Raw genomic sequence first — 26,961 nt, 5'->3', positions numbered from 1 at the left:
GGCCAACCCGCTGGCGAACAGTGCATCGCCATCGGGCTGGCCCCTGGATTCGGGCATTACGACTCGAGGGAGCCGTCCAGTGTCTTGATCGGGGAGTATAGGTTCGGGCGGCGGTCGCGGAATACGCCCCAGGCGCTGCGCACGTGCTCCAGGCGGTCCAGGTCGAAGCTGTGCACCAGGATGCCTTCCTCGGTTTCGTTCAGTTCCTGGACCTTGGCGCCGAACTGGTCGGCGATGAAGGAGGAGCCGTAGAAGGTAATGTCGTAGCCGTCCTGCTCTTCCTTGCCGATGCGGTTGGAGGCTACCAGCGGCATCAGGTTGGCGCCGGCATGGCCTTGCTGCACGCGCTGCCAGTGGTCGCGGGACGTGATGCTGGGGTCGTGCGGCTCGCTGCCGATGGCGGTCGGGTAGAAGAGAATCTCGGCGCCCAGCAGCGCCATGCTGCGCGCGGCTTCCGGGAACCACTGGTCCCAGCAGATGCCCACGCCGATCTTCGCGTAGCGGGTGTTCCACACCTTGAAGCCGGTATCGCCCGGGTTGAAGTAATACTTCTCGTGGTAGCCGGGGCCGTCCGGAATGTGGCTCTTGCGGTAGACGCCGAGGATGGAGCCGTCGGCATCGATGATGGCGATGCTGTTGAAGCGCGCGCGGCCGGCCAGTTCGAAGTAGCTGATGGGCAGCACGACCTGGAGTTCCTTCGCGACATTCTGGAAATGCGCGATGGCTTCGTTGGTCTCGGTCGGAGTGGCCAGCTGCAGATAATCCGGGTTCGGCTTCTGGCAGAAGTAGGGCGTCTCGAAGAGCTCCTGGATCAGGATGATCTGCGCGCCCTTGGCGGCAGCCTGGCGGACCAGTTTTTCGGCGTTGGCGATGTTCGCGGCGCGATTCCAGGAACAGGCCATCTGGGTAGCGGCGACGGTAACGATACGGGACATGAAGACACCTCGTCGGGACGTTTTTGGACCGGTTACCGGATATCTATCGGTAAGCGGGGCATTTCCGTGCCGGCGGGGTGTGGGCCGCCGTGCGGATGGCGAATTTATAGTCGATAAAAATCCGTATTGGAAGCGCGATTTTTCTATCAGAGGGCAATCCCTGATTTATTTGCCGATAAATATCGGTGTTTGCCGGGTCAGATTTCCCGGGGCGCGGTCCGTTTCGGCAGGAAGGGTGGCAGGTAGAGACCGAGGTAGGCATCGAACACGCGCATGCCTTCCTCGGCCAGGCGCGGAGTGATTTCGCCGTGCAGCTGCACGGAGCGGGCGTAGACGCGGTCACCCAGTTCCATGGCCAGGGCGAAGACGTCGATGTCCTCGGGCAACGCTGGCAGCTCGAAGTGGCGATCGAACAGGACGTGCATCAGCCGGCCCAGTTCGATGTCGTGCTGGCGGTCGGCCTGGGTGACTTCGCTGAGGCCGTGCTGGGCGAGGATCAGCTGGCGCGCCGCGGCATCCTCCGCGTAGATCGACAGCATGCGCTCTTCCACCAGGCGCGAGAGGTCCTGCCAGTGGCGCAGGCGGTCGTGCTCGATGGGCTGCTGCAGGCAGGCGCGGAAGGCCGCGTGGATGTCGGCGGTGAGGGCTTCGAGTATCGCCGGCACGCTGGAGAAGAAGTGGTACACGGAAGAGGGCGGCATTTCCGCACGCTCGGCGACGCTGTAGATCGACAGGTTGGCCACGCCCTGCTCGGCCAGGAGCGCGCGGGCGGCGTCGAGAATCCCGGCGATGCGTAGCTGGCTGCTGGCGCGCGGTTTGCGTGGCGTGGCATGACGCGGCATGGGCGGCTCCTTTCCGTAGAGGCCGCTATTGGAATCCATGCGCTGGCCTGCGAGCAAGAGACCCACGGGCGGCTGAGGGGCCATTGTGGGGGCGAATGATATCGCCCCTCAGCGTTATTGGCCGTCACGGAAGGCCGTCCACACCTCGTCGCGGGTGGCGCTGAGCTTGTCCGGCACGGGTTCCAGCGGGAACAGGCGGCGCTTGGTTTCCTTGTCCGGGTAGAGGCCGGGCTGGTCGTGCAGGCTTGCGTCCAGGTACTGCTGGGCGTCGGCGTTGCCGCTGGGGTAGAGGGTGGCGCTGGTGACTTTGGCCGCCACTTGCGGACGCAGCATGAAGTCGATGAAGCGGTGGGCAAGGTCGGCGCGCCTGGCGCTGGCGGGAATCGCCAGGTTGTCGATGAACAGCACCGAGCCTTCGTCCGGGACCATGAAACTGACCGGCTGGCCCGCCGCTGCGGCGTTCAGGGCATCGCCGACCCAGGCCATGGCGACGCACAGCTTGCCGGTGTTGAGGTCGTCGATGTAGCGCTCGCTGTCGACATAACGCAGGTTCGGGCGCAGGGCGGCGAGGGTTTCGGCGCTGCGCTTGAGCCGGCTCGGCGCGCTGCGGGAGAGGTTGCGGCCCTGGTAGTTGAGCAGCACGGCGAGGGTTTCGTCGGGGGCGTCCAGCAGGCTGATGCCACACTGGCCGAGGCGCGCGCTCTGGTCGGCGTCGAACAGCAGGCTCCAGCTATGCGGCAGCGGGCCGCCGAAGGCCTTTTCCGCCTGGGGCGTGTTCACTGCCAGGCCTACGGCGCCCCAGAGATAGGGCACGGCGTGCTGGTTGTTCGGGTCCATGGCGGCCAGCTTGCTCAGCAGCTGCTTGTCCAGATGCTGGCGATTGGGCAGGCGGGAGAAGTCCAGCGGCTGCAGGCGGCCTGCCTTGATCAGGCGCGGCAGGTCGTTGTGGGAGGGCACGGCGACATCGATGGGCTCGCCGCCGGCCAATGCCTTGTTCAGCTCTTCGGCGCTGCTGAAGGTGTGGTATTCGACCTTGATGCCGGTTTCCTTCTGGAATTCCTCCAGCACCTCCGGGGCGATGTAGTCGTTCCAGTTGTAGACGCGGATCAGGTCCTCGGCCTGGGCCAGCGCGGGAAGCAGTGCGAGCAACAGCGGGGCGAGCAAACGGGGCATGACGTCCTCCCAGGTAGAGCATGCGGGTTCTGGTTGTCCTGGCGTTCGGGTGCTGCAAGGCGCCGCCAGCCGGGATGGCCCGCTGCGCCGGGTGTTGCAAAGGGTACAGATACGACAACGCCGGCCCGGGGGCCGGCGTTGCGGACTCGCTTACACGGTATGCAGGTACCAGTTGTACTCGAGGTCGGAGATGGAGTGCTCGAACTCCTCCAGCTCACTTTCCTTACAGGCGACGAAGATGTCGATGTAGTCCGGGCTGATGTACTTGGCCAGGGCTTCGCTGTCGTCCAGCTCGCGCAGGGCGTCGCGCAGGTTGTTCGGCAGGCTTTGCTCCAGCTGTTCGTAGGAGTTGCCTTCGATGGGCGCGCCCGGCTCGATCTTGTTGGTCAGGCCGTGGTGAATACCCGCCAGGATGGCCGACATCATCAGATAGGGGTTGGCGTCGGCGCCGGCCACTCGGTGCTCGATGCGCACGGCATCGGGGCTGCCGGTGGGCACTCGAACGGCCACGGTGCGGTTGTCCAGGCCCCAGCTCGGCGCGTTCGGCACGTAGAACTGTGCGCCGAAACGGCGGTAGGAGTTCACGTTCGGGCACAGGAAGGCCATGGACGCGGGCATGGTCTCGAGCACACCGCCGACTGCGTGACGCAAAGCGGCGTTCTGCTCGGGATCATCGGAAGCGAAGATGTTCTTGCCGGTCTTCTTGTCGATCAGCGAGATGTGCACGTGCAGACCGTTACCCGCCTGGCCCGGATAGGGCTTGGCCATGAAGGTGGTGTCCATTTCATGGTCGTAGGCGATGTTCTTGATCAGACGCTTGAGCAGCACCGCGTAGTCGCAGGCCTTCAAGGCGTCTTCGACGTGGTGCATGTTGACTTCGAACTGGGCCGGGGCGCTTTCCTTGACGATGGCGTCGGCCGGGATGCCCTGGACTTTGGCGCCTTCGAGGATGTCCTGCAGGCAGTCGGCGTATTCGTCCAGATCGTCGATCAGGTACACCTGGGTGGACTGCGGACGCTTGCCGGAAATGGGCGAACGCGGCGGCTGCGGACGACCGTTTATGTTCTCCTGGTCGATCAGGTAGAACTCCAGTTCGAATGCGGCGCAGATGGTCAGGCCGAGTTCATCGAATTTTTCCACCACACGACGCAGGACCTCGCGCGGGTCGGCGAAGAAGGGTTCGCCTTCGAGTTCGTGCATGGTCATCAGCAGTTGCGCGGTCGGGCGCTTCTGCCAGGGTTCGTCGCTGAGGGTGCCGGGGATGGGATAGCAGATGCGGTCTGCGTCGCCGATGTCCAGGCCGAGGCCGGTGCTTTCGACGGTGGAACCGTTGATATCGAGAGCGAAGATCGAAGCAGGGAGGTTGATGCCTTTTTCGTAGACTTTGGTCAGGCTGGCGCGTTCGATTCGCTTGCCTCGCACCACTCCATTCATATCTGCGATCAACAGGTCGACGAACTGGACCTCAGGATGTTCCTTAAGGAATTCGTTCGCTTCTTGAAGCTGAACGGCACGCGGGGGTACCGACATGATGCAACACCTTTTTTGTTAAAAATATCAATCACGCTCTATCTAAGGTGTGAGTCAATCCGAATCACCCGTTGATGTCAAGCGAGGCCTATTTTGCCCCAAAAACGGGCTTCATGGCCAGTTTTTGGGCATTTCTGGGCGTCCTGACCTCTCTCGGAACCTTGCCAGTCGCGGTGCTCAGCGGGGCGTGTTCAATTTTTTACAGCCCTATTGTGTAATAAAATGAACAACGCTAAGCTCGGTCGAAACCCATAACAGACAAATAAAACGGGTGTCTCATGTCTCGCCTGCCATTGATAGGCGTATCCGCTTGCACCAGAGAGATCGGTCCTCAGACTTATCATATAGCTGGTGACAAGTATCTGCGTGCGGTAGTGGTTGGAGCCGGTGGCGTTCCGCTGGTGATTCCGGCCCTCGCCGAATTGATGGACCAGGCGACCCTGCTGGCCTGCCTGGACGGTCTGCTTCTTACCGGCTCCCCTTCCAACGTGGAGCCTCATCAATATGAAGGCAGCGCATCCGCGCCCGGTACCCGTCACGATCCCGCCCGGGATCGCACCACTCTGCCCCTTGTTCGCGCGGCCATCGAAGCCGGTATCCCCGTCCTGGGTATTTGCCGGGGCTTCCAGGAAATGAACGTGGCCTTCGGGGGCACCCTGCACCAGCGTGTGCATGAAGTAGAAGGGTTCATGGACCACCGCGAGCCGGCCAACGAGCCGCTCGCGGTGCAATACGCCCCCCGCCATGCGCTGCATGTGCAGCCGGGCGGCGTACTCGACGGCATCGGCTTGCCGTCCGAGATTCAAGTCAACTCCATTCATGGCCAGGGCGTTGAACGTCTGGCGCCGGGCCTGCGTGTAGAGGCTCTGGCGCCCGATGGGTTGGTCGAGGCCTTTTCGGTCGAAGGCGCCAGGAGTTTTGCCCTGGGGGTGCAATGGCATCCCGAGTGGCAGGTGCGGACCAACCCGGACTATCTCGCCATCTTCCAGGCCTTTGGTGAGGCTTGCAGGGAGAAGGCGGGGAAACGCTGAGCGGGAGGATTCTTCAGGAAACCGGCCAAGTTGCCGTGTCGCGTAGTTGGGACTGTACTGATCGCGCGGCCGGTGCCTCGATGGGCGTGTCCGGCATGAACCTGCGGAAGGCTCCTAGTGAAGCTCTCAACCCTGAGGTCTTTATGACTACCAAGCTCGACCAGCTCACAAGCTGGCTGAAAGAACGCAAAATCACCGAAGTTGAATGCATGATCAGCGACCTTACCGGCATTGCTCGCGGTAAGATCTCGCCGACCAACAAGTTCCTGGACGAGAAGGGCATGCGCCTCCCCGAGAGCGTGCTGCTGCAAACCGTAACCGGCGACTATGTTGAGGACGACATCTATTACGAGCTGCTCGACCCGGCGGACATCGACATGTTCTGCCGTCCGGACGAGGGCGCCGTGTTCATGGTGCCCTGGGCCATCGAGCCCACCGCCATGGTGATCCACGACACCTTCGACAAGCAGGGCAACCCCATCGAGCTGTCGCCCCGCAACCTCCTGAAGAGGGTGCTCAAGCTGTACGCCGACAAAGGCTGGAAACCCATCGTCGCCCCGGAGATGGAGTTCTACCTGACCAAGCGTTGCGACGACCCGGACTTCCCCCTGCAGGCCCCGCTGGGCCGCTCGGGCCGCCCGGAAACCGGTCGCCAGTCCTTCTCCATCGATGCGGCGAACGAATTCGACCCGCTGTTCGAGGACATGTACGACTGGTGCGAGTTGCAGGACCTGGATCTCGACACCCTGATCCACGAGGAAGGTCCGGCGCAGATGGAAATCAACTTCCGTCATGGCGACGCGCTGAGCCTGGCGGACCAGATCCTGGTGTTCAAGCGCACCATGCGCGAGGCCGCGCTCAAGCACAACGTGGCGGCGACCTTCATGGCCAAGCCGATCACCGACGAGCCGGGCAGCGCGATGCACCTGCACCAGAGCGTGATCGACATCAAGACCGGGAAGAACATCTTCTCCAACGATGACGGTTCCATGAGCGAGCTGTTCCTGCATCACATCGGCGGCCTGCAGAAGTACATCCCCGAAGTGCTGCCGCTGTTCGCGCCCAACGTGAACTCCTTCCGCCGCTTCCTGCCGGACACTTCCGCGCCGGTGAACGTCGAGTGGGGTGAAGAGAACCGCACCGTCGGCCTGCGCGTACCGGATGCCGGCCCGCAGAACCGCCGCGTGGAAAACCGCCTGGCTGGCGCCGACGCCAACCCCTACCTGGCCATCGCCGCGAGCCTGCTGTGCGGCTACATCGGCATGGTGGAAGGCGTGAGGCCGAGCGCGCCGGTCAAGGGTCGTGGCTACGAGCGCCGCAACCTGCGCCTGCCGCTGACCATCGAGGCGGCGCTGGAGCGGATGGAAGCCTGCCGCGACATCGAAAAGTACCTGGGCGGCAAGTTCGTGACGGCCTATGTGGCGGTCAAGCGTGCCGAACACGAAAACTTCAAACGGGTGATCAGTTCCTGGGAGCGCGAGTTCCTGTTGCTCTCCGTCTGATCCGCAACGGAGGCCGGCCGCCTGGGCCGGCCCTCCAGATAGGTGTTTACTGAGGTAATTAAATGAACAGCCAAGTGACCAACCCCAAGACCCTTGAATGGCAAGCGCTCGGTCGTGATCACCACCTGCCGCCGTTCACCGACTACAAGGCGCTGAACGCCAAGGGTGCGCGGATCATCACCAAGGCCGAAGGTGTGTACATCTGGGACAGCGAAGGCAACAAGATCCTCGATGGCATGGCCGGCCTGTGGTGCGTCAACGTCGGCTACGGCCGCGAGGAACTGGTGCAGGCGGCGACCCGGCAGATGCGTGAGCTACCCTTCTACAACCTGTTCTTCCAGACCGCGCACCCGCCGGCGGTGGAGCTCTCCAAGGCGATCGCCGAGATCGCACCGGAAGGCATGAACCACGTGTTCTTCACCGGCTCGGGCTCGGAAGCCAACGACACCGTGCTGCGCATGGTCCGCCACTACTGGGCGACCAAGGGCCAGCCACAGAAGAAAGTCATCATCGGCCGCTGGAACGGCTACCACGGCTCCACCGTGGCCGGTGTCAGCCTCGGCGGCATGAAGGCCCTGCATGAACAGGGTGACCTGCCGATCCCCGGCATCGAGCACATTGCCCAGCCCTACTGGTTCGGCGAAGGCGGCGACATGGCGCCGGCCGAGTTCGGCGTCTGGGCAGCCGAGCAGCTGGAGAAGAAGATTCTCGAAGTGGGCGAAGACAAGGTTGCCGCCTTCATCGCCGAACCCATCCAGGGCGCGGGCGGCGTGATCGTTCCGCCGGAAACCTACTGGCCGAAGATCCGCGAAGTGCTCGCCAGGTACGACATCCTGTTCGTCGCCGACGAAGTGATCTGCGGCTTCGGCCGTACCGGCGAATGGTTCGGCAGCCAGTACTACGGCAACGCCCCGGACCTGATGCCGATCGCCAAGGGCCTGACCTCGGGCTACATCCCCATGGGCGGCGTGGTTGTCCGCGACGAGATCGTGCAGACCCTGAATGAAGGCGGCGAGTTCTACCACGGCTTCACCTACTCCGGTCACCCCGTGGCCGCAGCGGTAGCGCTGGAGAACATCCGCATCCTGCGTGAAGAGAAGATCGTCGAGAAAGTGAAGGCCGAAACGGCACCGTATTTGCAACAACGTTGGCAGGAGCTGGCCGACCACCCGTTGGTTGGCGAAGCGCGCGGTGTCGGCATGGTGGCGGCGCTGGAACTGGTCAAGAACAAGCAGACCCGTGAGCGTTTCGCCGGTGGTGTGGGGATGCTGTGCCGCGAGCACTGCTTCCGAAATGGCCTGATCATGCGCGCGGTGGGTGACACCATGATCATCTCGCCGCCGCTGGTGATCAGCAAAGACGAAGTCGACGAACTGGTGACCAAGGCACGCAAGTGCCTGGACCTCACCCTGGCTGAAGTAAAAGGCTAAGAAAAAAGATGGCTTGATGGTGGCATTTGCAAGGGCCGCCTGTTGTAAGCAAGCCCTCTAACTTGCCAGACTTCGCCGGTGCGTTGGCCAGGCTCACCGAGTGGTGGCGTATTCGGTACGACGCCACTCGGACACTTCAACAATAAATGGAGCTACCCGCATGATCAAAACCTTCGGCAAGACCCTGCTCGCCATGACCCTGGCGGGTGCCGTGGCCGGTATGGCCCAGGCTGACGACAAAGTTCTGCACGTCTACAACTGGTCGGACTACATCGCGCCGGACACCATCGAGAAGTTCACCAAGGAAACCGGCATCAAGGTCGTCTACGACGTCTTCGATTCCAACGAAACCCTCGAAGCCAAGCTCCTGGCCGGCAAGTCCGGTTACGACGTCGTTGTGCCGTCCAACAACTTCCTGGCCAAGCAGATCAAGGCCAAGGTCTATCAGCCGCTGGACAAGTCCAAGCTGCCGAACTGGAAGAACCTGGACACCGACCTGCTGAAGACCGTCGAAGTTTCCGATCCGGGCAACCAGTACGCCTTCCCCTATATGTGGGGTTCCATCGGCATCGGCTACAACCCGGACAAGGTCAAGGCCGTGCTGGGTGACAACGCTCCGGTCGATTCCTGGGACCTGCTGTTCAAGCCGGAGAACATCGAGAAGCTGAAGTCCTGTGGCGTTTCCTTCCTCGACTCGCCGACCGAGATCCTGCCGATCGCCCTGCAGTACCTGGGCTACGATCCGCTGAGCCAGGATACCAAGCAGCTGAAGGAAGCCGAGGCGCTGTTCCTGAAGATTCGTCCGTACATCACCTACTTCCACTCCTCCAAGTACATCTCGGACCTTGCCAACGGCAACCTCTGCGTGGCCGTGGGCTACTCGGGTGACGTGTACCAGGCCAAGTCCCGTGCCGAAGAGGCCAAGGGTGGCGTGACGGTCGGCTACAACATTCCGAAAGAAGGCGCAGGTACCTTCTTCGACATGGTCGCGATCCCCGCCGATGCCGCCAACCCGGACGGCGCCCATGCCTTCATGAACTTCCTGATGAAGCCGGAAATCATGGCCGAGATCACCAACGAAGTGCAGTTCCCCAACGGCAACGCCGCTGCCACTGAACTGGTCGATGAGGCGATCCGCAAGGACCCGGGCATCTACCCGACCCAGGAAACCATGGCCAAGCTCTACGCCTTCCCGGACCTGCCGGCCAAGGTGCAGCGCGTAATGACCCGTACCTGGACCACCATCAAGTCGGGCAAGTAAGCACGGCTCCCGTGCCCGGCGGGGTTCTCCCCGCCGGTGCCCGGACCGCGCTGCGCAATACCGCGAGTTTACTGGCCCTGGTTGCTGGAACGACCCGGGCATTTGCCGGCTCTGCCGGAAAACAGAAGAGGACGAAACCGTGCATTTCCCCATCCGCAAGATGATGATCACTGCAGCAGCCACCCTGACCCTGGTTTCCCAGGCCCAGGCGGATCAAACGGTGCATATCTACAACTGGTCGGACTACATCGGCGAGACCACCCTGGCGGATTTCCAGAAGGAAACCGGCATCAAGCCGGTGTACGACGTCTTTGATTCCAACGAGACCCTGGAAGGCAAGTTGCTGGCGGGCCGCACCGGTTACGACGTGGTCGTGCCGTCCAACCACTTCCTCGGCAAGCAGATCAAGGCGGGCGCGTTCCAGAAACTCGACCGCAGCCAGTTGCCCAACTGGCAGAACCTGGACCCCAACCTGCTCAAGCAGCTCCAGCGCAACGACCCGGGCAACGAGTACGCCGTTCCCTACCTCTGGGGCACCAACGGCATCGGCTACAACGTCGAGAAGATCAAGGCCGTGCTCGGCGTCGAGCAGATCGACTCCTGGGCGGCGATCTTCGAGCCCGAGAACATCAAGAAGCTCAGCCAGTGCGGCGTGGCTTTCCTCGACTCGGCGGATGAAATGATTCCCGCCGTGCTCAACTACATGGGCCTGGACCCCAACAGCACCAACCCGGACGACTACAAGAAGGCCGAGGAGAAGCTGATGGCGGTACGTCCCTACGTTACCTACTTCCACTCTTCCAAGTACATCGGCGACCTGGCCAATGGCGACATCTGCGTCGCCGCCGGTTTCTCCGGTGACATCTTCCAGGCCGCCGCGCGTGCCGAGGAAGCCGGCAAGGGTATCGAGATCGCCTACGCGATCCCGAAAGAGGGCGGCAACCTCTGGTTCGACATGCTGGCCGTTCCGGCCGACGCATCGAACGTCAAGGAAGCCCATGCCTTCATCAACTATCTACTCAAGCCCGAGGTGATCGCCAAGGTCAGCGATTACGTCGGCTACGCCAACCCCAACCTGAAGGCTGGCGAGTTCATGGATCAGGAAGTACGCACCGATGAGTCCGTCTACCCGCCACAAGCGGTGCTGGACAAGCTGTACGTGTCGGCAGAGCTGCCGGCGAAGGTCCAGCGGCTGATGACCCGCAGCTGGACCAAGGTCAAATCGGGCAAGTAATGCAACATCGGCGGCCCGTGGTGTGGCGGACCCGCCGATGACAATCCGGCCGGGCCAGGCAGGACGTCTGGTTCGTGCCCAAGCTGTACAAACGCGCCCGGCCGCAGGGGTCGGGTAGTAAATTCTGGGAGTGTGGTAATGGCAATAGCCTCCGGTGCCTACAAGAAAGCCCTCGAGGGCAGCCAGCAACCCAAAGAGGTGCTGGTAAAGATCGACCGGGTGACCAAGAAGTTCGACGAGACGGTGGCAGTGGACGATGTGTCGCTGACCATCAACAAGGGTGAGATCTTCGCCCTGCTCGGCGGCTCCGGTTCGGGTAAATCAACTCTCCTGCGCATGCTCGCCGGCTTCGAACGGCCGACCGAGGGGCGCATCATGCTCGACGGCGTGGACATCACCGACATGCCGCCCTACGAGCGCCCGATCAACATGATGTTCCAGTCCTATGCGCTCTTCCCGCATATGACTGTTGCGCAGAACATCGCCTTCGGACTTAAACAGGACAGGCTTCCGGCCGCCGAGATCGACGAGCGCGTCAACGAGATGCTCAAGCTCGTGCAGATGACCCAGTACGCCAAGCGCAAGCCGCACCAGCTGTCCGGCGGCCAGCGCCAGCGCGTGGCCCTGGCCCGCTCGCTGGCCAAGCGTCCGAAGCTGCTGCTGCTCGACGAACCCATGGGCGCCCTGGACAAGAAGCTGCGCTCGCAGATGCAGCTGGAGCTGGTGGAGATCATCGAGCGCGTGGGCGTGACCTGCGTGATGGTGACCCACGACCAGGAAGAGGCCATGACCATGGCCCAGCGCATCGCCATCATGCACCTGGGCTGCATCGAGCAGATCGGCAGCCCGGTGGACATCTACGAAACCCCCATCAGCCGCCTGGTGTGCGAGTTCATCGGCAACGTCAACCTCTTCGACGGTGAAGTGGTCGAGGACGCCGAGGCCCATGCGCTGATCGCCTGCCCCCAGCTGGAGCGTCCGATCTACGTCGGCCACGGCGTGACCACCTCGGTGCAGGACAAGCGCATCACCTACGCCCTGCGCCCGGAGAAGCTGCTGGTGACCACCGAGCAGCCCAAGTGCGAGTACAACTGGTCGCGCGGCCGGATTCACGACATCGCCTACCTGGGCGGTCACTCGGTCTTCTACGTCAAGCTGCCCAACGGCACCGTCGTCCAGTCCTTCGTCGCCAACGCCGAGCGCCGCGGCGCGCGTCCGACCTGGGATGACGAAGTGTTCGTCTGGTGGGAAGACGACAGCGGCGTGGTACTGCGGTCATGAAAATTTCCAAACTGAGCAACCTGCTGCCAACCGGCCGGCATCTCGTCATCGGGATACCGTTCTTCTGGCTGTTCCTGTTCTTCCTGATGCCCTTCGCCATCGTGCTGAAGATCAGCTTCGCCGAAGCCGACGTGGCGATCCCGCCGTACACGGAGATCTACACCTGGGCGGACAACCAGCTGCAACTCATCCTCAACCTGGGCAACTACCTGATCCTCAACGAGGACGAGCTGTACCTGGCGGCCTATCTGGGCTCGCTGAAGATCGCCTTCTTCAGCACCCTGATGTGCCTGCTGATCGGCTACCCGATGGCCTACGCCATCGCCCGGGCCAGCAAGGAAGCGCAGACCGTGCTGCTGCTGCTGATCATGATGCCGACCTGGACCGCGATCCTGATCCGCGTCTACGCCTGGATGGGCATCCTCAGCAACAACGGCCTGCTCAACAGCGCGCTGATGGGCATGGGGCTGATCGACGAGCCGCTGCAGATACTCAACACCAACCTGGCGGTGTACATCGGCATCGTCTATTCGTACCTGCCGTTCATGGTCCTGCCGCTCTATGCCAACCTGGTGAAGCATGACCCGAGCCTGCTGGAGGCTGCGTCGGACCTCGGTTCGAGCACCTTCAACAGCTTCTGGAAGATCACCGTGCCACTGTCGAAGAACGGCATCATCGCCGGCTCCATGCTGGTGTTCATCCCGGTAGTGGGCGAGTTCGTGATCCCGGAACTGCTCGGCGGTCCGGAGACCCTGATGATCGGCAAGGTGCTGTGGCAGGAGTTCTTCAACAACCGCGACTGGCCGGTGGCATCTGCCCTGGCGGTGGTGATGCTGGCGATCCTGATCGTGCCCATCATTCTCTTCAACCGTAACCAGGCCAAAGAGCTGGAGGGCAAGGTATGAATCATCTGTTCGGATCGTGCCCATCATTCTCTTCAACCGGTTCTCCATCCAGAAGCTGGGCCAAAGAACTGGAGGGCAAGGTATGAAGCGCTTCAGTTTCTCCACCGTGATGCTGTGGGTAGGCCTGCTGTTCATCTACCTGCCGATGGTCATCCTGGTCATCTACTCCTTCAACGCCTCCAAGCTGGTGACGGTCTGGGGCGGCTGGTCGGTGAAGTGGTACGTGGGCCTCCTGGACAACACCCAGCTGATGAACTCGGTGGGCCGCTCCCTGGAGATCGCCTTGTACACCGCGATCGCTGCCGTTGCCCTGGGCACCCTGGCCGCCTTCGTGCTGACCCGCATCCCGCGCTTCCGTGGCCGCACCATGTTCGGTGGCATGGTCACCGCGCCGCTGGTGATGCCGGAGGTGATCACCGGTCTGTCGCTGTTGCTGCTCTTCGTGGCCATGGCGCAACTGATCGGCTGGCCCGAGGAGCGTGGCATCGTCACCATCTGGATCGCCCACACCACCTTCTGCTCGGCCTACGTGGCCATCGTGGTGTCGGCGCGCCTGCGTGAACTGGACCTGTCCATCGAAGAAGCGGCCATGGACCTGGGGGCGCGTCCGTGGAAAGTGTTCATCCTGATCACCATCCCGATGATCGCACCCTCCCTGGCGGCGGGCGGCATGATGTCCTTCGCCCTGTCCCTGGACGACCTGGTACTGGCGAGCTTCGTGTCCGGTCCCGGTTCCACCACCCTGCCGATGGAGGTCTTCTCCGCCGTGCGCCTGGGCGTGAAGCCGGAGATCAACGCCGTGGCCAGCCTGATCCTGCTGACCGTCTCGCTGTTCACCTTCTTTGCCTGGTTCTTCTCCCGCCAGGCCGAGGAGCGCCGCAAGCGGGCCATCCAGCAGGCGATGGAAACCATGGCCGAGGAAGCTGCTTCCTCCAGCTGGAAACCGGCCTCCACCCAGGCTGCCTGATCCAGCGCCGCAAAACACAAAGGCCACCTTCGGGTGGCCTTTGTCGTTTCAGGAGGCTGGGACCTTGTCCTGTGGGAGCGAAATCATTCGCGATTGAAATTGCCCTATTGCATCAGGCCGATACTCCGCCGGTGCGCGCGGTGCGCATCGATGGTTTGGCTGGTGTCAGGCGCCAGCGCCGAAGGCGCTGGGGTTAGTCCCTCAGCACCATGCGCACATCCCCCAACCTGGCGCCGTAGGGGCCGTAGCTGCGCTCCACCAGCTCGCGGCTGCCGTCGGCACGGACGATCAGCGCCGAGCTGGCGCGGGTGCCGTAGGTGCGGGTCGCGATGAACACGCTGGAGAGCATGCGCTCGGTGTTCAGCCCCACGCCGGTGTCCGGCAGGATGTGATCCGGCGCAACTTCCGGGTCGTGCAGCAGGTTGAGCAGGGCGTCAGTGCTAGCCGGTTCCAGGCACTCGGCGATGGCTGCCTTGCCGCGCTCGACCTTGGGCCAGGGCGTATCCAGGTCGGCGTTGGATACGCCATAGATGCCCGACCGCAGGTTGATCGGCCCACCGCTGCGGGGATTGAGGAACCACAGCTCGCGGTCGTCACCCACCAGCAGGTTGAAGCCCGAATAATCTCCGGCCCGGCGCAGCGCATCCTCGAGGAACTCGCCCGGCCCCATGGTTCCGCGCAGGAACTGCACACAGAGCTCGCCGCGGGTTCGGCCGACCGGGGGCGTTCGAGGGTCGCGGATATTGGTGAGTGCGGCGAATCGGCCCTTGGGCCCGGCGCCTAGCCAGGTGCCTCCGGCTTCCAGATCGCGACCGGCGATCACGCCGGGCGCGTCTTCCCATTTCGCCATCGGGAGGGTGGGACGTGCGTAGAATTCATCGCGGTTAGCCGCGAGCACCAGCGGGACTTCGTGTCCGGGGCGCCATGCGAATACGATCAGGCACATGGAGTCGTCTCCTTGTTATGAGCCGGAGTGTAGCAGCCGGTAGGAAAACTACATCTTCGGCAAAGGTTCTCTAACGGGGTATCGGCTGCGTCCGTCAGGACTCTACATCCCTCGGGTGGAGCGTGAATCGGCCTTCCGTTAACATGCCGCTTTGTTTTCGGGGGTGTCCATGGAATTCGTGCTCTACCTGGTGCTCGGCGCCTGCGCCGGAGTGCTGGCCGGGCTGTTCGGCGTCGGCGGCGGCATGATCATCGTGCCGGTGCTGGTGTTCAGCTTCACCGCCCAGGGGTTCGATCCGGGCATCCTCACCCACCTGGCGGTGGGGACCTCCCTGGCCACCATCATCTTCACCTCGCTCAATTCGGTACGCGAGCACCATCGCAAGGGTGCGGTGCGCTGGCCGGTCTTCGTCTGGATGGCCATCGGCATCCTCATCGGCGCCGGCCTCGGTTCCATGACCGCGGCGGCAATCCAGGGCCCGATGCTGCAGAGGATCATCGGCGTATTCGCCATACTGGTGGCGATACAGATGGGCCTGGAGCTGAAACCCAAGGCCAGCCGCGAGGTTCCCGGCAAGCCCGGACTGACCCTGGCGGGCGGGGTGATAGGCTGGGCCTCGGCCATCTTCGGCATCGGCGGCGGTTCGCTGACCGTGCCTTTCCTGACCTGGCGCAGCGTCCCCATCCAGCAGGCCGTCGCCACCTCGGCCGCCTGCGGGTTGCCGATCGCCGCGGCGAGTGCGCTGTCCTTCATGGCACTGGGCTGGCACAACCCCGGCCTGCCGCCCTACAGCCTCGGGTTCATCTACCTTCCGGCGCTGGTCGGCATTGCCGCCACCAGCATGTTGTTCGCCCGTTTCGGCGCGCGCCTGGCCCATCGGCTGTCGCCGCGCCTGCTGAAGCGCCTGTTCGCCCTGCTGCTGCTGTCAGTGGGCCTGAACTTCCTGATCTAAGGAGCTGCAATGCTGGCTTATCCCCAGATCGACCCGGTAGCCCTGGCTATCGGCCCTCTCAAGATCCACTGGTACGGCCTGATGTACCTCATCGGCATCGGCGGCGCCTGGTGGCTGGCTTCGCGCCGGCTGAAGGCCTTCGACCCGACCTGGACCCGGGAAAAACTCTCCGACCTGGTGTTCTGGGTCGCCCTCGGCGTGATCGCCGGTGGCCGCCTCGGCTACGTGCTGTTCTACGATCTGTCGGCGTACATCGCCAATCCGCTGCTGATCTTCGAAGTCTGGAAGGGCGGCATGTCCTTCCACGGCGGCCTGATCGGCGTGATGCTGGCCACCCTCTGGTTCGGCAAGCGCAACAACAAGAGCTTCTTCCAGCTGATGGACTTCATCGCCCCCCTGGTACCGATTGGCCTGGGCGCCGGCCGCATCGGCAACTTCATCAACGCCGAGCTCTGGGGCAAGGCTACCGACCTGCCCTGGGCGATGATCTTCCCCACCGATCCGGCCCAGCTGCCGCGCCACCCGTCGCAGCTGTACCAGTTCGCCCTGGAAGGTGTGGCACTGTTCGCCATCCTCTGGTTTTACTCGCGTAAACCGCGCCCGACCATGGCGGTTTCCGGCATGTTCGCGCTGTTTTACGGCATTTTCCGCTTCACGGTGGAGTTCGTCCGCGTCCCGGACGCCCAGCTCGGTTACCTGGCCTTTGGTTGGCTGACCATGGGCCAGATCCTCTGCCTGCCGATGATCATCGGCGGCATCTTGCTGATCGTCTGGGCCCACCACCGCCAGTCCGCCCAAGGAGTCGCCTGATGAAACAGTATCTCGACCTGATGCGCCGCGTGCGTGAGACCGGCGCCTTCAAGAGCGACCGCACCGGCACCGGCACCTACAGCGTATTCGGCCATCAGATGCGCTTCGACCTGGCCGAGGGCTTCCCCCTGGTCACCACCAAGAAGTGCCACCTGAAATCCATCGTCCACGAGCTGCTGTGGTTCCTCCAGGGCGACACCAACATCAAGTACCTGAAGGACAACGGCGTATCCATCTGGGACGAATGGGCCGACGAAGAGGGCAACCTCGGGCCGGTCTACGGCTATCAGTGGCGCTCCTGGCCGGCGCCCAACGGCGAGTCCATCGACCAGATCGCCAAGGTCGTGGAGATGATCCGGAAGAACCCGGACTCGCGCCGGCTGATCGTGTCCGCCTGGAACCCGGCCCTGGTGGACGAGATGGCCCTGCCGCCGTGTCATGCGCTGTTCCAGTTCTACGTGGCCGACGGCAAGCTGAGCTGCCAGCTGTACCAGCGCTCGGCCGATATCTTCCTCGGTGTGCCCTTCAACATCGCCAGCTACGCCCTGCTGACCCTGATGGTCGCCCAGGTCTGCGACCTTGCGCCTGGCGAGTTCATCTGGACTGGCGGTGACTGCCACCTCTACGCCAACCACATCGAGCAGACCGACCTGCAACTCAGTCGCGAGCCGCTGCCGCTGCCGACCATGAAGCTCAACCCGGAAGTGAAAGACCTGTTCGCCTTCAGGTTCGAGGACTTCGAACTGGTGGGCTACCAGGCGCACCCGCACATCAAGGCCCCGGTCGCCGTCTGACCTGCCGCGCCGGGGTGCTTCCAGCCCCGGCCATCCCCTGCCAGGAGTCAGCATGAAAGCCCCGTTCGTGGCCCTGCTCACGGGCCTTGTCAGTCTCTGTCCGTCCTTCGCCGCCTGGGCCGAACCCGCCCAGGGCAGCTTCGTCGCCAGCCAGCGCTGCGAGGCCTTCCAGTCCATCCGCAAGCAGGGCAACCCGGACGGACTCGAAGTCCGGCCGGGCCAGCGCTACGAAGTGGTGGAAGTGAACCGGCGCGACTACGACTGGCTGCGTGTCCGCATGCCCGACAGCGCGACGCCGCTGCGCTGGGTCTCTGCCGACTGCGGCGTGGTGGAGGGGCTGGCATTCAATACCGGCAAGGCGGCCCAGCCTGCCGAAACGGGCGATATCTGCAGCCGGCCGGACCAGCATGACGGCTACGTGCTGGCCGCCACCTGGCAGCCGGGCTTTTGCGAACACGCCTCCTACCAGGGCACCAAGCCCGAATGCGAGGGCCTGGAATCGGGCGAGCTGCAGATTTCCCACCTGACCCTGCATGGCCTCTGGCCGAATCTCCAGTCCTGTGGCAAGAGCTACGGGCACTGCGACGGACCGGGGCTGCAACTTCGTGCCGACACCCTGGCCTATGTCCGTCCCTGGATGCCGAACTTCCGTTACGGCACCAGCTTCGGCCGCTACCAGTGGAACAAGCACGGCGTCTGCCAGACGCAGATGGACGACGACACCTACTTCCGTCGCGCGGTGGACCTGGTGCGGCAGCTGGACGAGTCGAAGGCCGGGCAGTACATCGTGGCCAATATCGGCGGCGCCATTTCCAGGCGAGCGTTCTACCAGAGGGTGGAAGAGGATTTCGGCAGCCGCGATGCGCAGAACAATTTCCTGCTCATCTGCAGCGGCCAGTACCTGCAGGAAATCCGCGTCTCGCTGCCGCGCGAGCTGAAGTCCGCCGACAGCCTGGTGGGCGTGGTCGATGGCCAGTTCGCCGCGCGCCGGCCGAGCGACCGCAGCGAGTGCCGCGCCGACCGTATCCTGATCGAGGCGGGAGGCCGCTGAGCTAGGGTTCCAGCCCTTTCGCCAGGCTGGCCACCCAGCCCTGGCGATCCGCCTGCTCCAGCGCCGCATCCGGGTTCAGCGACGACCATTCCGGGTGGGCGCGAGCCTTGCTCAGCACGGCGGGCAACTTGCCTTCCCGCCATTGTTTCTCTTCCGGCGTGTCGATGCGCACTGCCTCGAAGGCGGCGTGGCCGCGAGCGTCGAGCGCTTGCAGCAACTGGCGCTGACGCAGGGCCAGCAGGCGCAGGATGGCGTCGTCCACGGTCAGCTCGCGCTGCCCCTTGATCTTGCCCAGCAGGCGCTCGCCGTAGTGGCCGAAGGTCTGCCAGGCACCACCGGCAATGGCGCCGAGGGCCGCGGCGGCACCCAGGGTGACACCGCCCACCAGCAGGTCGACGCCGGCGCCGGCCGCTGCGCCCGCTGCCATGCCGCCACCCAGGCGCACACCCAGTTGCCTGAGGGTTTCCGGATTGAACAGATCATCGCCCCAGCGCCCGTCCAGCAGAGGCAGGTCGCTGGCGGCGGCATCCGCCCGGTCGAAGGCGTAGAGCCGCAGCAGGGCTTCCACACAGCGCTGCTCGCGCTGACGCACTTGCTGGCGCAGGGCCTCGGTGGCGGCCACCACGGCGGCCTCCTGGGCGGCTACGCTGCGCCGGCAGGCAGCCACGTCCAGCAGCAATTCGGCGATCAGGCGGCTTCCGGCTTCCAGGCGCAGGCGTCGTTGCGCCTGGTGATCGTCCACCAAGCGCTGCAATTGCGGGCGGGCGCGTTCCAGCAGCAGGGCCAGGCTGTCGTAGAGACGCTGCTCGCCGTCCAGCGGCGGTGCCACGCTGTCGAAGCGCACCAGGGCATGCAGGCCGAGGCGGGCCAGGGCCTCGCGCCAGTCGCTCTCGCGATGGTTTTCGCTGGCGACGAAGTTCAGCACTGGCAGGAGCGGCCGGCCACACATGGCCAGCACCGCCAGTTCGTCACGGTATTTGGCCAGGACCGGCTCGCGGGCGTCGATCACATAGAGCCCGGCATCGGAGGCCAGCAGCTGGCGCAGCACCTTGGCTTCCTGCTCGAAGCGCTGGCGTGCCTCGCTGCCGTCGAGAAAGCGGGCTAGGCGCGCCGGGCCGTCGAGGCGTTCGCCCGGGCGGTCCAGCCGCTCCAGATGTTCCAGCAGCGCGATGGCGTCTTCCAGGCCGGGCGTGTCGTAGAGCTCCAGCAGGGGCTGGCCGTCCACCGACAGCCGCGCGCCTTCCACATGGCGGGTGGTACTGGGGCGGTGGGAGACCTCGCCGAAGGCGCGGTCGCGCAGCAGGGTGCGCAGCAGGGAGGTCTTGCCGACGTTGGTATGGCCGACCACGGCCAGCTTCAGCGGCTTAGTCATGGCCGGTCTCCAGCCAGGTCATGGGCGCGCCCTGGGCGTAGGGCAGGGCGAGGCGGTCGAGGGCCTGATGCCAGTCGTCCAGGCGCTGACTGTCGAGGGATTCGCCGGAAGGCGGGGGCAGCAGCCAGACGCGGGTCCGGCCCGCGCTACGGGCCAGCTCTCCGATCAGCGCCAGGGTGCCGCGATCCGGTGAGCGCCGAGGGTCGCAGGCCACCGCGAGGCGTTCCGGGGGAAATCGGCTGAGCTGGTCCAGCAGGCGCTGGCGCTGCTCGCGGCTGTCCAGCACGCCGGCATCGCCGACGCTCTTGGGCAGTGCAGGCGGCCAGGGGCGGCGGTCGTCCAGTTCGATGGCCACCAGCAGGGCGCCCTGGCTGGAGCCGTCCAGGCTGCCGGATTGCGGTTCGACCAGTTCAGCCGGTGCGGCGTCGCACACCCCCAGGCGTTCGCTGGCCGGTTGCAGGCGTTCGCGCAGCAGGCCGTAGCCGGGCAGGCTGAGATCCAGCCGGAGGCGCGAGCGGCCTTGTACCCAGCGCCAGAAGCAGAACAGCCCCAGCAGCAGTCGCGGCAGCAGGCCGTAGGTGAAAGTGACCCCGAGCAGCCAGCCGGACCACGCCTGGCGCGCGTTCTCTTCCGTCAGCACGGTGCTGCTGGCGCGGATGGTTTCGGCATCCGGCAGGCTGAAGCCGAGCACCCCGGGCAGGGCGCCCAGGGCCTGGATGAGGACGACGAAGGTATCGCTGCCGAGGATGGTGGTTTCCCAGACGAAGCCGTAGCGGCGGGTGGCGAGCAACAGCAGGAGGACCGCCAGCGCGCTGCCCAGGGTCAGCAGCCAGGCGCCGTGGACCAGCGCGCCCAGGCCCCAGCGGGTCAGGCCCTGGCGCTGCAGTAGCAGGAGCAGGGCGGGCGCCAGGTGCGCGGCCTGGGCATCGCGGGCCAGCTTGCCGCTGAGCCAGAGCCAGAGACGCCCGAGCACGCTGGCGCTGCTGCCGAGACCGAACGACAGGGCCCAGCCCAGCAACATCAGCAGGTGCAGGCCGAGCAGGCTGCCCAGGGCCCAGAACAGATTGACCGGACGCTCGCCGTTGCCCAGTGCCGCGATCGCGAGCCCGGCGCCGCTGACCACAGCCAGCACCAGCAACAGCAGGCCGGCGAGCCGCGCGCCCTGGCGCCAGTGCTGCAGGGCCTGCAGCTGACCGTCGCGCCGGGCCAGCCAGAGGGCGCGGGCCTGGATGCGCTGCGCCAGGTCGCCACCTGCGGCATTGGCGCGGCGGTTGGCTTCGGCGTCTTCGAGGGGCCCGGCGTGTTCCTCACGCAGGCGGATGGCCTCGCTCAGCCACAGCTGGTCGAGGGAGGAAAGGGAAGGCAGGGAGGTTGGATTGGGTTCGCTCACGAAGGGCTTCTTGGCCAAGGGTGAGCTCTGAGAATAACCGCTCGAGGCGGACGCATCATCAAAAGAGAAGGCCGGCGCTGGGGCCGGCCTTCGTCTGTCAGTGGCTATGGGAACTGGCCGCCACCTTCACCCGGGGGGCTGATGGCGCGTCGTGGTGGTCGTCATGTTCGGACACCACTTTCACCTCGTTGCCATCGCAGTCGTACAGCTTGCCGTCGCGGAAGTAGTCGCCCTCGTGCAGGGCGGCGATGTCCTGGTAGCGCAGGGTGCGCTCGCTGGCGGCGGCGAACACCGACTGCTGGTCCGAGTTGCCGGCCTTCAGGTGGTTGAAGATCAGGTTCAGCACGATGGCCATGATCGCTGCCGAGCTGATGCCGGAGTGGAAGATGGTTTCGAACCAGGCCGGGAAGTGGTGGTAGAAGGTCGGTGCCGCGATCGGGATCATGCCGAAGCCGATGGAGGTGGCGACGATGATCAGGTTCATGTTGTTGCGGTAGTCGACTTGCGCCAGGGTGCGGATGCCGGACGCGGCTACGGTGCCGAACAGGACCACGCCAGCGCCACCCAGTACCGAGGTGGGGACCGCGGCGATCAGGCGGCCCATCACCGGCAGCAGGCCGAGGGTCACCAGGATCAGGCCGGCGGTGGCCACCACATAGCGGCTCTTCACGCCGGTCACGGCCACCAGGCCGACGTTCTGGGCGAAGGCGCTCTGGGTGAAGGAACCGAACAGCGGAGCCAGGGAGCTGGAGATCATGTCCGCGCGCAGGCCGTTGCCCAGACGCTTGGAGTCCACCTTGGTGCCGATGATTTCACCGACGGCGAGGATGTCCGCCGAGGTTTCCACCAGGGTCACCACGATCACGATCAGCATCGACAGGATCGCCGCGATATGGAACTCCGGCATGCCGAAGTGCAGCGGCGTGGGCAGGGCCACCAGCGGGCCTTCGAGCACCTTGGAGAAGTCCGCCATGCCGAAGAACACTGCAGTCACGGTGCCGATGATCATCGCCAGGAGAATCGACAGGCGCGAGATGCTGGCGCTGCCCAGCTTGCTCAGCAGCAGTACGGTGGCCAGGGTGAAGGCGGCGAGGCTGACGTTGGCCACGCTGCCGAACTCCGGCGACTGGCTGTTGCCGCCCATCGCCCAGCGCGCCGCCACAGGCATCAGGGTGAGGCCGATGGTGGTGATCACGATGCCGGTCACAAGCGGCGGGAAGAACTTGGTGATCCGCGAGAATACCGGCGTGATCAACAGGCCGATCAGCGAGGCGGCGATGACCGCGCCGAGCACGGCTGGAATACCGCCGGCGCCGTTACTGCCGATGATGGCGATCATGGTTGCCACGCCGGCGAAGGACACGCCTTGCACCAGGGGCAGCTGACAGCCGAAGAAGGGGAGGCCGATGGTTTGCAGCAAGGTGGCGAGGCCACCGGCAAACAGTGAGGCTGCGATCAGCAGACCGATGTCCGCGGGCGATAGCCCGGCGGCCTGGCCGATGATCAGGGGTACCGCGACAATTCCGCCATACATGGTCAGTACGTGCTGCAGACCGTAGGCGAGGTTGGCTCCAATGCCGAGGTTTTCGTCTTCCGGGCGTTGTACCGGAGACGGACTTGCGGATGGGACTGTCATGGTGGGCTCTCGGTTTTGTTATTGTGCCGGCAACTGTAGACAATTATCCGGCCTATTGCCTAGTACCTTGTATACAATTTCTGTTGTAGGACTTTTGCGTAATTCTCCGCCTATCTCCCGCAAATTCCTGTAATTTTTCCAATTTTTGTTGTTGACTATTCAGTCAGGAAGTCGATTCGCGACGAACGGTATTTCTCGGACGACCCATCGGGCGCCTCGATCGCCTACTGCGCTCACCCGTCGTCGGCTTTCTCTCCCGGGCGGCAGCCGGTATCCTCGCCGCCATGAACAAGACCCTGCCCCTCTGCCTGATCGCCGCTCTCGCACAGAACCGCGTGATCGGCCGCGACAACCAACTGCCCTGGCACCTGCCGGCGGACCTCAAGCACTTCAAGGCCATGACCCTCGGCAAGCCGATCATCATGGGGCGCAAGACCTGGGACTCCCTTGGCCGCCCGCTGCCTGGCCGGCTCAACCTGGTGGTCAGTCGCCAGGAAGGACTGGTGCTGGAAGGCGCGGAAGTCTTCTCCAGCCTGGAAGCTGCCATCGAGCGCGCCGACGCCTGGGCGCGCAACGCAGGCGCTGCGGAGCTGATGCTGATCGGCGGCGCCCAGCTCTATGCCCAGGGCCTTGCCCGGGCCGACCGCCTCTACCTCACCCGCGTGGAACTGGCTCCTGAAGGCGACGCACACTTCCCGGAAGTTTCGCAGCAGGAATGGCACCTGGCCTCCCGCGTCGAGCACGAGGCGACGACCGACACGCCCGCCTATGCCTTCGAGGTGTGGGAGAAGCGCTGAGGAGCCCGGTTTGGGAGCGAATTCATTCGCCAAGGGCCGCGCAGCGGCCCTGTAGGTTGGCGCAGAGCGCAGCGAAGCCCAACGCGCCCGGCCTCAGCCGCGCAATGTTGGGGTTCGATCCTCACGGAGCGCCGCCCGACCCAACCTACAAGTCCAATTCCTGCAATTCCGCGCGGACCTCACAGCCTTCTATCACCAGAAACCCCACCGACACCGGCAGCTTGAAGCGCCGTGGTCCGGCGCTGCCCGGATTCACATGAACAAGGCCGGCGCGTTCTGTAACCAGCGGCTTGTGGGAGTGCCCGGTGACCACGACGCGGAATCCGCGCGCCTTCAAATCTACGGGGATATCCGCCTGGTCGTGCACCAGGTAGATGCCCGTTTCCCCCAGCCATAGTTCTTCGACCTCGCGTACCGCCTCTGCCCAGGCGTCCACGTCGTTATTGCCGCGCACGGCAGTCAGCGGCGCCAGGTGGCGCAGGGCGTCGAGGATTTCCGGTTTGCCGATGTCGCCGGCATGGAGGATGTGGTTGCAGCCTCGCAGCGCGGCCAGGGCCTGGGGGCGGAGGAGGCCGTGGGTGTCGGAGATCAGGCCGATGCGAAGGGAGGTCATGGGATGGGCCCCATCAAGTGATGGGACCCATTCTGCCACTTAGCGGGATTCCGGCAGGAACCAGTTCAGCAGCAGGGCGCAGAGGCCGCCGGTGGCGACGCCGGATTCGAGAATGTTGCGCAGGGCGGCCGGCATATGCGCGAGGAATTCCGGCACCTGCGACACGCCCAGGCCCAGGGCCAGGGACACGGCGATGATCAGCAGGGCGCGGCGGTCCAGGGTGGTGCCGGCGAGGATGTTGATGCCCGAGGCGGCCACCGCGCCGAACATCACCATGGCGGCGCCGCCCAGCACCGGCTCGGGAATGGCCTGGAGCACGCCGGCGACCGCCGGGAACAGGCCGAGCAGCACCAGCATCAGGGCGATCCACAGGCCGATGTGGCGGCTGGCGATGCCGGTCAGCTGGATCACACCGTTGTTCTGCGCGAAGACCGAGCTGGGGAAGGTATTGAACAGGCCGGCCAGCAGCGAGTTGGCGCCGTTCACCAGCACACCGCCCTTGATGCGCTGCATCCACAGCGGGCCTTCCACCGGCTGGCGCGAAACCTTGCTGGTGGCGGTGACGTCGCCGATGGCTTCCAGCGAGGTAACCAGGTAGATCACCAGCATCGGCACGAACAACGACCAGGAGAAGCCCAGGCCAAAGTGCAGCGGCACCGGCACCTGCACCAGCGGCGCGTCGTGCAGGCCGCTGAAGTCGAGGCGGCCGAGCCAGGCAGCCAGGGCGTAACCCACCAGCAGGGCGATGACGATGGCGCAGCTGCGCATCCACACCAGCGGAATGCGGTTGAGCAACAGGATCACGCCCAGCACGGTGCCGGACAGCAGCAGGTTTTCGCCGTTGGCGAAGGTGCCGTTGGCCATGGCGCCGAAGCCTCCGCCCATGCTGATCAGGCCGACCTTGATCAGGGTCAGGCCGATCATCAGCACGACGATGCCGGTCACCAGCGGGTTGATCAGCCGCTTGACGAAGGGCAGCACGCGGGAGATGCCCATCTCGATGAAAGCCCCCGCCATCACCGCGCCGAAGATGGCGGCCATCACTGCTTCCACCGGGGAGCCCTGCTTGACCATCAGCGCGCCGCCGGCGATCAGCGGGCCGACGAAGTTGAAGCTGGTGCCCTGGACGATCAGCAGCCCGGCGCCGAACGGCCCGAAGCGCTTGCATTGCACGTAGGTGGCGATGCCGGAGACTACCAGGGACATGGAGACGATCAGGTTGGTATCCCGCGCCGACACGCCCAGCGCCTGGCAGATCAGCAGGCCGGGGGTGACGATGGGGACGATGATGGCCAGCAGGTGCTGCAGCGCGGCCAGCAGGGCAGCCAGCGGACGTGGCTTGTCTTCCAGGCCGTAGAGCAGCTCGTTGCGAGCCTCGGGAATGGGGGGCTTTTCCAGTGAAGTCATGGCGATCGACCGCGAAAAAAAGCGGAGATTCTACCTGAGCTGCATGCAAGGCGGTTGGTGCTGGGGCTGTGGGGGTGCTGGAAAGGTCTGTCTCAATACGTCGGATATTTCCTGCTTGATTTCCGAGGATGCTTATCAACTCGATAGATAAAATATGTCGCCTTCCCGCCGGCTGAATATGTGGCTGCTGCGAACTTTAGTGGTATTCCTGTTTCGTGAAGTTGTTATTGCGAGCGTAATAATCAGGATTGTCAGCCTGGGTATTTGGTCGGGAATTTCCAGGCATGAGATATGGGGCAAGCATGAATATAAAGCTTAAGTTTCTGTTGGTGGTGGCTGTATTGGTGGCGGCAGGAGAAGTTCGTGCCTATGAATGCAATACGGTAACCAGTTTTTCCAATATTTCAGTGCCGCAGCTTACAGTTCAGCGGGACTTGCCGCTGGATGCCGAAATTGCACGAGTCGAGTCGGGTGTTGTGTCTACGTATAAATGCACGGGGTCGGATATCACGTGGCAGGAATTCGGCATCAAGGGTTATGGCACCTACGTGAAAAATATTGCTGGAAAACGTATATATGCAAGTGGCATAGATGGAATCGGATATGCCGTTGGCGTGACTATGCCATCTGTACCAGAATGTTCTGGAGGTCCTGGCTGGGTCGGAGAGGTTAACACAACTGGTAACCCGGATAACCGTTTGAAGTGCCAAATAAACGGTTTTTTCGGGACTCAGCCCATGCAGGGCAAGGCCTTCATCGTCTTCTACAAGACCGCCGAAACCACAGGCTCTGGCGAAGTTGCCAGCAAGAATGTGGCGTCTTTTATCTTGAGAACTAATAAATCGTCCTGGCATTACCCGGAGTCGAGAATCAATATCGGCTTCAAGGTCAATACCGTATCCTGTTCCCTTCGCGATGCCTGGATCGAAGTGGATATGGATAAAGTGGGTAGTCATCTCTTTGGAGGGGTAGGAACCTGGCCGGGGGATAACAATACTAAACCATTCAGCATTCCCCTGAGTTGTGCTGCCGGCGCCAAGGTCAATCTGAAAATCGACGGGAATGTGCAGAATGCCAGCCAGGGCGTATTGAAACTGGACGC

Annotated in this window: 24 protein-coding genes; 14 read left to right on the top strand and 10 right to left on the bottom strand. The window is 63.9% G+C overall.

The annotated features are described in order from the left end of the window. Positions 1-56 precede the first annotated feature (56 nt). The 4 genes from aguB to ACFW0B_RS18395 all read right to left on the bottom strand — a co-directional run bounded on the left by aguB (position 57) and on the right by ACFW0B_RS18395 (position 4,480). Positions 57-935, bottom strand: a complete 879-nt coding sequence (aguB, locus tag ACFW0B_RS18410) for an N-carbamoylputrescine amidase (RefSeq protein WP_449150446.1) — start codon at positions 933-935, stop codon at positions 57-59. Positions 936-1,132: 197 nt separating this feature from the next. Further along, positions 1,133-1,777 carry a TetR/AcrR family transcriptional regulator gene (locus ACFW0B_RS18405; RefSeq protein ID WP_449150445.1) on the bottom strand — a complete coding sequence of 215 codons (645 nt, stop codon included), beginning with the start codon at positions 1,775-1,777 and terminating at the stop codon, positions 1,133-1,135. A gap of 114 nt (positions 1,778-1,891) precedes the next feature. Then, a complete protein-coding gene (locus tag ACFW0B_RS18400) occupies positions 1,892-2,950 on the bottom strand; it encodes a polyamine ABC transporter substrate-binding protein (protein ID WP_449150444.1) in 1,059 nt (352 codons plus the stop codon). A gap of 150 nt (positions 2,951-3,100) precedes the next feature. After that, complete coding sequence (locus tag ACFW0B_RS18395; protein WP_449150443.1) at positions 3,101-4,480, bottom strand: glutamine synthetase family protein; 1,380 nt, start codon at positions 4,478-4,480, stop codon at positions 3,101-3,103. Positions 4,481-4,758: 278 nt separating this feature from the next. Here ACFW0B_RS18395 and ACFW0B_RS18390 point away from each other — a divergent pair, with 278 nt between their 5' ends. From ACFW0B_RS18390 to ACFW0B_RS18355, 8 genes are all read left to right on the top strand, one after another. Next, positions 4,759-5,511, top strand: coding sequence for a gamma-glutamyl-gamma-aminobutyrate hydrolase family protein (locus ACFW0B_RS18390; protein ID WP_449150442.1), 753 nt, complete (start codon positions 4,759-4,761; stop codon positions 5,509-5,511). 143 nt (positions 5,512-5,654) lie between these two features. Continuing rightward, a complete protein-coding gene (locus ACFW0B_RS18385; protein WP_449150441.1) occupies positions 5,655-7,013 on the top strand; it encodes a glutamine synthetase family protein in 1,359 nt (452 codons plus the stop codon). Between the two features lie 62 nt (positions 7,014-7,075). Beyond that, positions 7,076-8,443, top strand: a complete 1,368-nt coding sequence (locus tag ACFW0B_RS18380; protein ID WP_449150440.1) for an aspartate aminotransferase family protein — start codon at positions 7,076-7,078, stop codon at positions 8,441-8,443. 160 nt (positions 8,444-8,603) lie between these two features. Then, on the top strand, positions 8,604-9,704 hold the full coding sequence (locus ACFW0B_RS18375) for a polyamine ABC transporter substrate-binding protein (protein ID WP_449150439.1): 1,101 nt from the start codon (positions 8,604-8,606) through the stop codon (positions 9,702-9,704). A gap of 160 nt (positions 9,705-9,864) precedes the next feature. Then, the gene (locus ACFW0B_RS18370) at positions 9,865-10,938 is read left to right on the top strand and encodes a polyamine ABC transporter substrate-binding protein (RefSeq protein ID WP_459251722.1); all 1,074 of its coding nucleotides are present in this window, start codon (positions 9,865-9,867) and stop codon (positions 10,936-10,938) included. Positions 10,939-11,076: 138 nt separating this feature from the next. Then, on the top strand, positions 11,077-12,219 hold the full coding sequence (gene potA / locus ACFW0B_RS18365; protein WP_449150438.1) for a polyamine ABC transporter ATP-binding protein: 1,143 nt from the start codon (positions 11,077-11,079) through the stop codon (positions 12,217-12,219). Next, positions 12,216-13,124, top strand: coding sequence for an ABC transporter permease subunit (locus ACFW0B_RS18360; RefSeq protein WP_459251721.1), 909 nt, complete (start codon positions 12,216-12,218; stop codon positions 13,122-13,124). Before potA ends, ACFW0B_RS18360 begins: the two co-directional genes overlap by 4 nt. A gap of 82 nt (positions 13,125-13,206) precedes the next feature. Continuing rightward, entirely contained in the window at positions 13,207-14,091 is an 885-nt protein-coding gene (locus ACFW0B_RS18355; protein ID WP_449150437.1) for an ABC transporter permease subunit, read from the top strand. A gap of 193 nt (positions 14,092-14,284) precedes the next feature. On the opposite strand, the gene ACFW0B_RS18350 is transcribed toward ACFW0B_RS18355, so the two are convergent. After that, positions 14,285-15,037, bottom strand: a complete 753-nt coding sequence (locus ACFW0B_RS18350; protein WP_449150436.1) for an NRDE family protein — start codon at positions 15,035-15,037, stop codon at positions 14,285-14,287. Positions 15,038-15,206: 169 nt separating this feature from the next. Between ACFW0B_RS18350 and ACFW0B_RS18345 the strand changes: the two genes are divergently transcribed. Genes ACFW0B_RS18345 through ACFW0B_RS18330 form a run of 4 tightly spaced genes read left to right on the top strand, consistent with a single transcriptional unit; the run spans position 15,207 to position 18,644 of the window. Then, on the top strand, positions 15,207-15,989 hold the full coding sequence (locus ACFW0B_RS18345) for a sulfite exporter TauE/SafE family protein (RefSeq protein WP_449150435.1): 783 nt from the start codon (positions 15,207-15,209) through the stop codon (positions 15,987-15,989). 9 nt (positions 15,990-15,998) lie between these two features. Beyond that, positions 15,999-16,799 carry a prolipoprotein diacylglyceryl transferase gene (gene lgt, locus ACFW0B_RS18340; RefSeq protein WP_449150434.1) on the top strand — a complete coding sequence of 267 codons (801 nt, stop codon included), beginning with the start codon at positions 15,999-16,001 and terminating at the stop codon, positions 16,797-16,799. After that, positions 16,799-17,593: a thymidylate synthase gene (locus ACFW0B_RS18335; protein ID WP_449150433.1), complete on the top strand. Its 795-nt coding sequence runs from the start codon at positions 16,799-16,801 to the stop codon at positions 17,591-17,593. The genes lgt and ACFW0B_RS18335 overlap by 1 nt, the downstream gene beginning before the upstream one ends. 52 nt (positions 17,594-17,645) lie before the next feature. Further along, positions 17,646-18,644 (top strand): ribonuclease T2 family protein, encoded by a 999-nt coding sequence (locus ACFW0B_RS18330; RefSeq protein ID WP_449150432.1) that lies wholly within the window; start codon positions 17,646-17,648, stop codon positions 18,642-18,644. Position 18,645: 1 nt separating this feature from the next. Here ACFW0B_RS18330 and ACFW0B_RS18325 read toward each other — a convergent pair whose 3' ends face one another. The 3 genes from ACFW0B_RS18325 to ACFW0B_RS18315 all read right to left on the bottom strand — a co-directional run bounded on the left by ACFW0B_RS18325 (position 18,646) and on the right by ACFW0B_RS18315 (position 23,042). Beyond that, on the bottom strand, positions 18,646-20,016 hold the full coding sequence (locus ACFW0B_RS18325) for a GTPase/DUF3482 domain-containing protein (protein ID WP_449150431.1): 1,371 nt from the start codon (positions 20,014-20,016) through the stop codon (positions 18,646-18,648). After that, positions 20,009-21,406: a DUF2868 domain-containing protein gene (locus ACFW0B_RS18320; RefSeq protein WP_449150430.1), complete on the bottom strand. Its 1,398-nt coding sequence runs from the start codon at positions 21,404-21,406 to the stop codon at positions 20,009-20,011. Before ACFW0B_RS18320 ends, ACFW0B_RS18325 begins: the two co-directional genes overlap by 8 nt. A gap of 97 nt (positions 21,407-21,503) precedes the next feature. After that, entirely contained in the window at positions 21,504-23,042 is a 1,539-nt protein-coding gene (locus tag ACFW0B_RS18315; RefSeq protein ID WP_449150429.1) for a nucleobase:cation symporter-2 family protein, read from the bottom strand. A gap of 284 nt (positions 23,043-23,326) precedes the next feature. Between ACFW0B_RS18315 and ACFW0B_RS18310 the strand changes: the two genes are divergently transcribed. Next, entirely contained in the window at positions 23,327-23,839 is a 513-nt protein-coding gene (locus ACFW0B_RS18310) for a dihydrofolate reductase (RefSeq protein WP_449150428.1), read from the top strand. Between the two features lie 145 nt (positions 23,840-23,984). On the opposite strand, the gene ACFW0B_RS18305 is transcribed toward ACFW0B_RS18310, so the two are convergent. Both ACFW0B_RS18305 and ACFW0B_RS18300 read right to left on the bottom strand, forming a co-directional pair. Continuing rightward, entirely contained in the window at positions 23,985-24,452 is a 468-nt protein-coding gene (locus ACFW0B_RS18305; protein ID WP_449150427.1) for a metallophosphoesterase family protein, read from the bottom strand. 39 nt (positions 24,453-24,491) lie between these two features. Next, positions 24,492-25,859: a nucleobase:cation symporter-2 family protein gene (locus ACFW0B_RS18300; protein WP_449150426.1), complete on the bottom strand. Its 1,368-nt coding sequence runs from the start codon at positions 25,857-25,859 to the stop codon at positions 24,492-24,494. A gap of 302 nt (positions 25,860-26,161) precedes the next feature. Between ACFW0B_RS18300 and ACFW0B_RS18295 the strand changes: the two genes are divergently transcribed. Next, the coding region (locus ACFW0B_RS18295) for a fimbrial protein (protein ID WP_449150425.1) at positions 26,162-26,961 on the top strand (800 nt) is incomplete at its 3' end.

It is taken from the genome of Metapseudomonas phytobenefica (assembly GCF_043392685.1).
Taxonomy (GTDB): Bacteria; Pseudomonadota; Gammaproteobacteria; order Pseudomonadales; family Pseudomonadaceae; genus Metapseudomonas.
The sequence above is the reverse complement of the archived record's forward strand: the minus strand, read 5'-3'. Positions and strand labels throughout refer to the sequence as shown.

Bases quoted from the DNA above. Each gene is read 5' to 3' on its own strand.
- ACFW0B_RS18315 (WP_449150429.1), bottom strand. From the start codon at position 23,042: ATGACAGTCCCATCCGCAAGTCCGTCTCCGGTACAACGCCCGGAAGAC.
- ACFW0B_RS18350 (WP_449150436.1), bottom strand. From the start codon at position 15,037: ATGTGCCTGATCGTATTCGCATGGCGCCCCGGACACGAAGTCCCGCTG.
- potA (WP_449150438.1), top strand. From the start codon at position 11,077: ATGGCAATAGCCTCCGGTGCCTACAAGAAAGCCCTCGAGGGCAGCCAG.
- ACFW0B_RS18300 (WP_449150426.1), bottom strand. From the start codon at position 25,859: ATGACTTCACTGGAAAAGCCCCCCATTCCCGAGGCTCGCAACGAGCTG.
- ACFW0B_RS18405 (WP_449150445.1), bottom strand. From the start codon at position 1,777: ATGCCGCGTCATGCCACGCCACGCAAACCGCGCGCCAGCAGCCAGCTA.
- ACFW0B_RS18375 (WP_449150439.1), top strand. From the start codon at position 8,604: ATGATCAAAACCTTCGGCAAGACCCTGCTCGCCATGACCCTGGCGGGT.
- ACFW0B_RS18305 (WP_449150427.1), bottom strand. From the start codon at position 24,452: ATGACCTCCCTTCGCATCGGCCTGATCTCCGACACCCACGGCCTCCTC.
- ACFW0B_RS18370 (WP_459251722.1), top strand. From the start codon at position 9,865: ATGATGATCACTGCAGCAGCCACCCTGACCCTGGTTTCCCAGGCCCAG.
- ACFW0B_RS18325 (WP_449150431.1), bottom strand. From the start codon at position 20,016: ATGACTAAGCCGCTGAAGCTGGCCGTGGTCGGCCATACCAACGTCGGC.
- ACFW0B_RS18335 (WP_449150433.1), top strand. From the start codon at position 16,799: ATGAAACAGTATCTCGACCTGATGCGCCGCGTGCGTGAGACCGGCGCC.
- ACFW0B_RS18400 (WP_449150444.1), bottom strand. From the start codon at position 2,950: ATGCCCCGTTTGCTCGCCCCGCTGTTGCTCGCACTGCTTCCCGCGCTG.
- ACFW0B_RS18345 (WP_449150435.1), top strand. From the start codon at position 15,207: ATGGAATTCGTGCTCTACCTGGTGCTCGGCGCCTGCGCCGGAGTGCTG.
- ACFW0B_RS18355 (WP_449150437.1), top strand. From the start codon at position 13,207: ATGAAGCGCTTCAGTTTCTCCACCGTGATGCTGTGGGTAGGCCTGCTG.
- ACFW0B_RS18390 (WP_449150442.1), top strand. From the start codon at position 4,759: ATGTCTCGCCTGCCATTGATAGGCGTATCCGCTTGCACCAGAGAGATC.
- ACFW0B_RS18380 (WP_449150440.1), top strand. From the start codon at position 7,076: ATGAACAGCCAAGTGACCAACCCCAAGACCCTTGAATGGCAAGCGCTC.
- ACFW0B_RS18360 (WP_459251721.1), top strand. From the start codon at position 12,216: ATGAAAATTTCCAAACTGAGCAACCTGCTGCCAACCGGCCGGCATCTC.
- ACFW0B_RS18395 (WP_449150443.1), bottom strand. From the start codon at position 4,480: ATGTCGGTACCCCCGCGTGCCGTTCAGCTTCAAGAAGCGAACGAATTC.
- lgt (WP_449150434.1), top strand. From the start codon at position 15,999: ATGCTGGCTTATCCCCAGATCGACCCGGTAGCCCTGGCTATCGGCCCT.
- aguB (WP_449150446.1), bottom strand. From the start codon at position 935: ATGTCCCGTATCGTTACCGTCGCCGCTACCCAGATGGCCTGTTCCTGG.
- ACFW0B_RS18385 (WP_449150441.1), top strand. From the start codon at position 5,655: ATGACTACCAAGCTCGACCAGCTCACAAGCTGGCTGAAAGAACGCAAA.
- ACFW0B_RS18310 (WP_449150428.1), top strand. From the start codon at position 23,327: ATGAACAAGACCCTGCCCCTCTGCCTGATCGCCGCTCTCGCACAGAAC.
- ACFW0B_RS18330 (WP_449150432.1), top strand. From the start codon at position 17,646: ATGAAAGCCCCGTTCGTGGCCCTGCTCACGGGCCTTGTCAGTCTCTGT.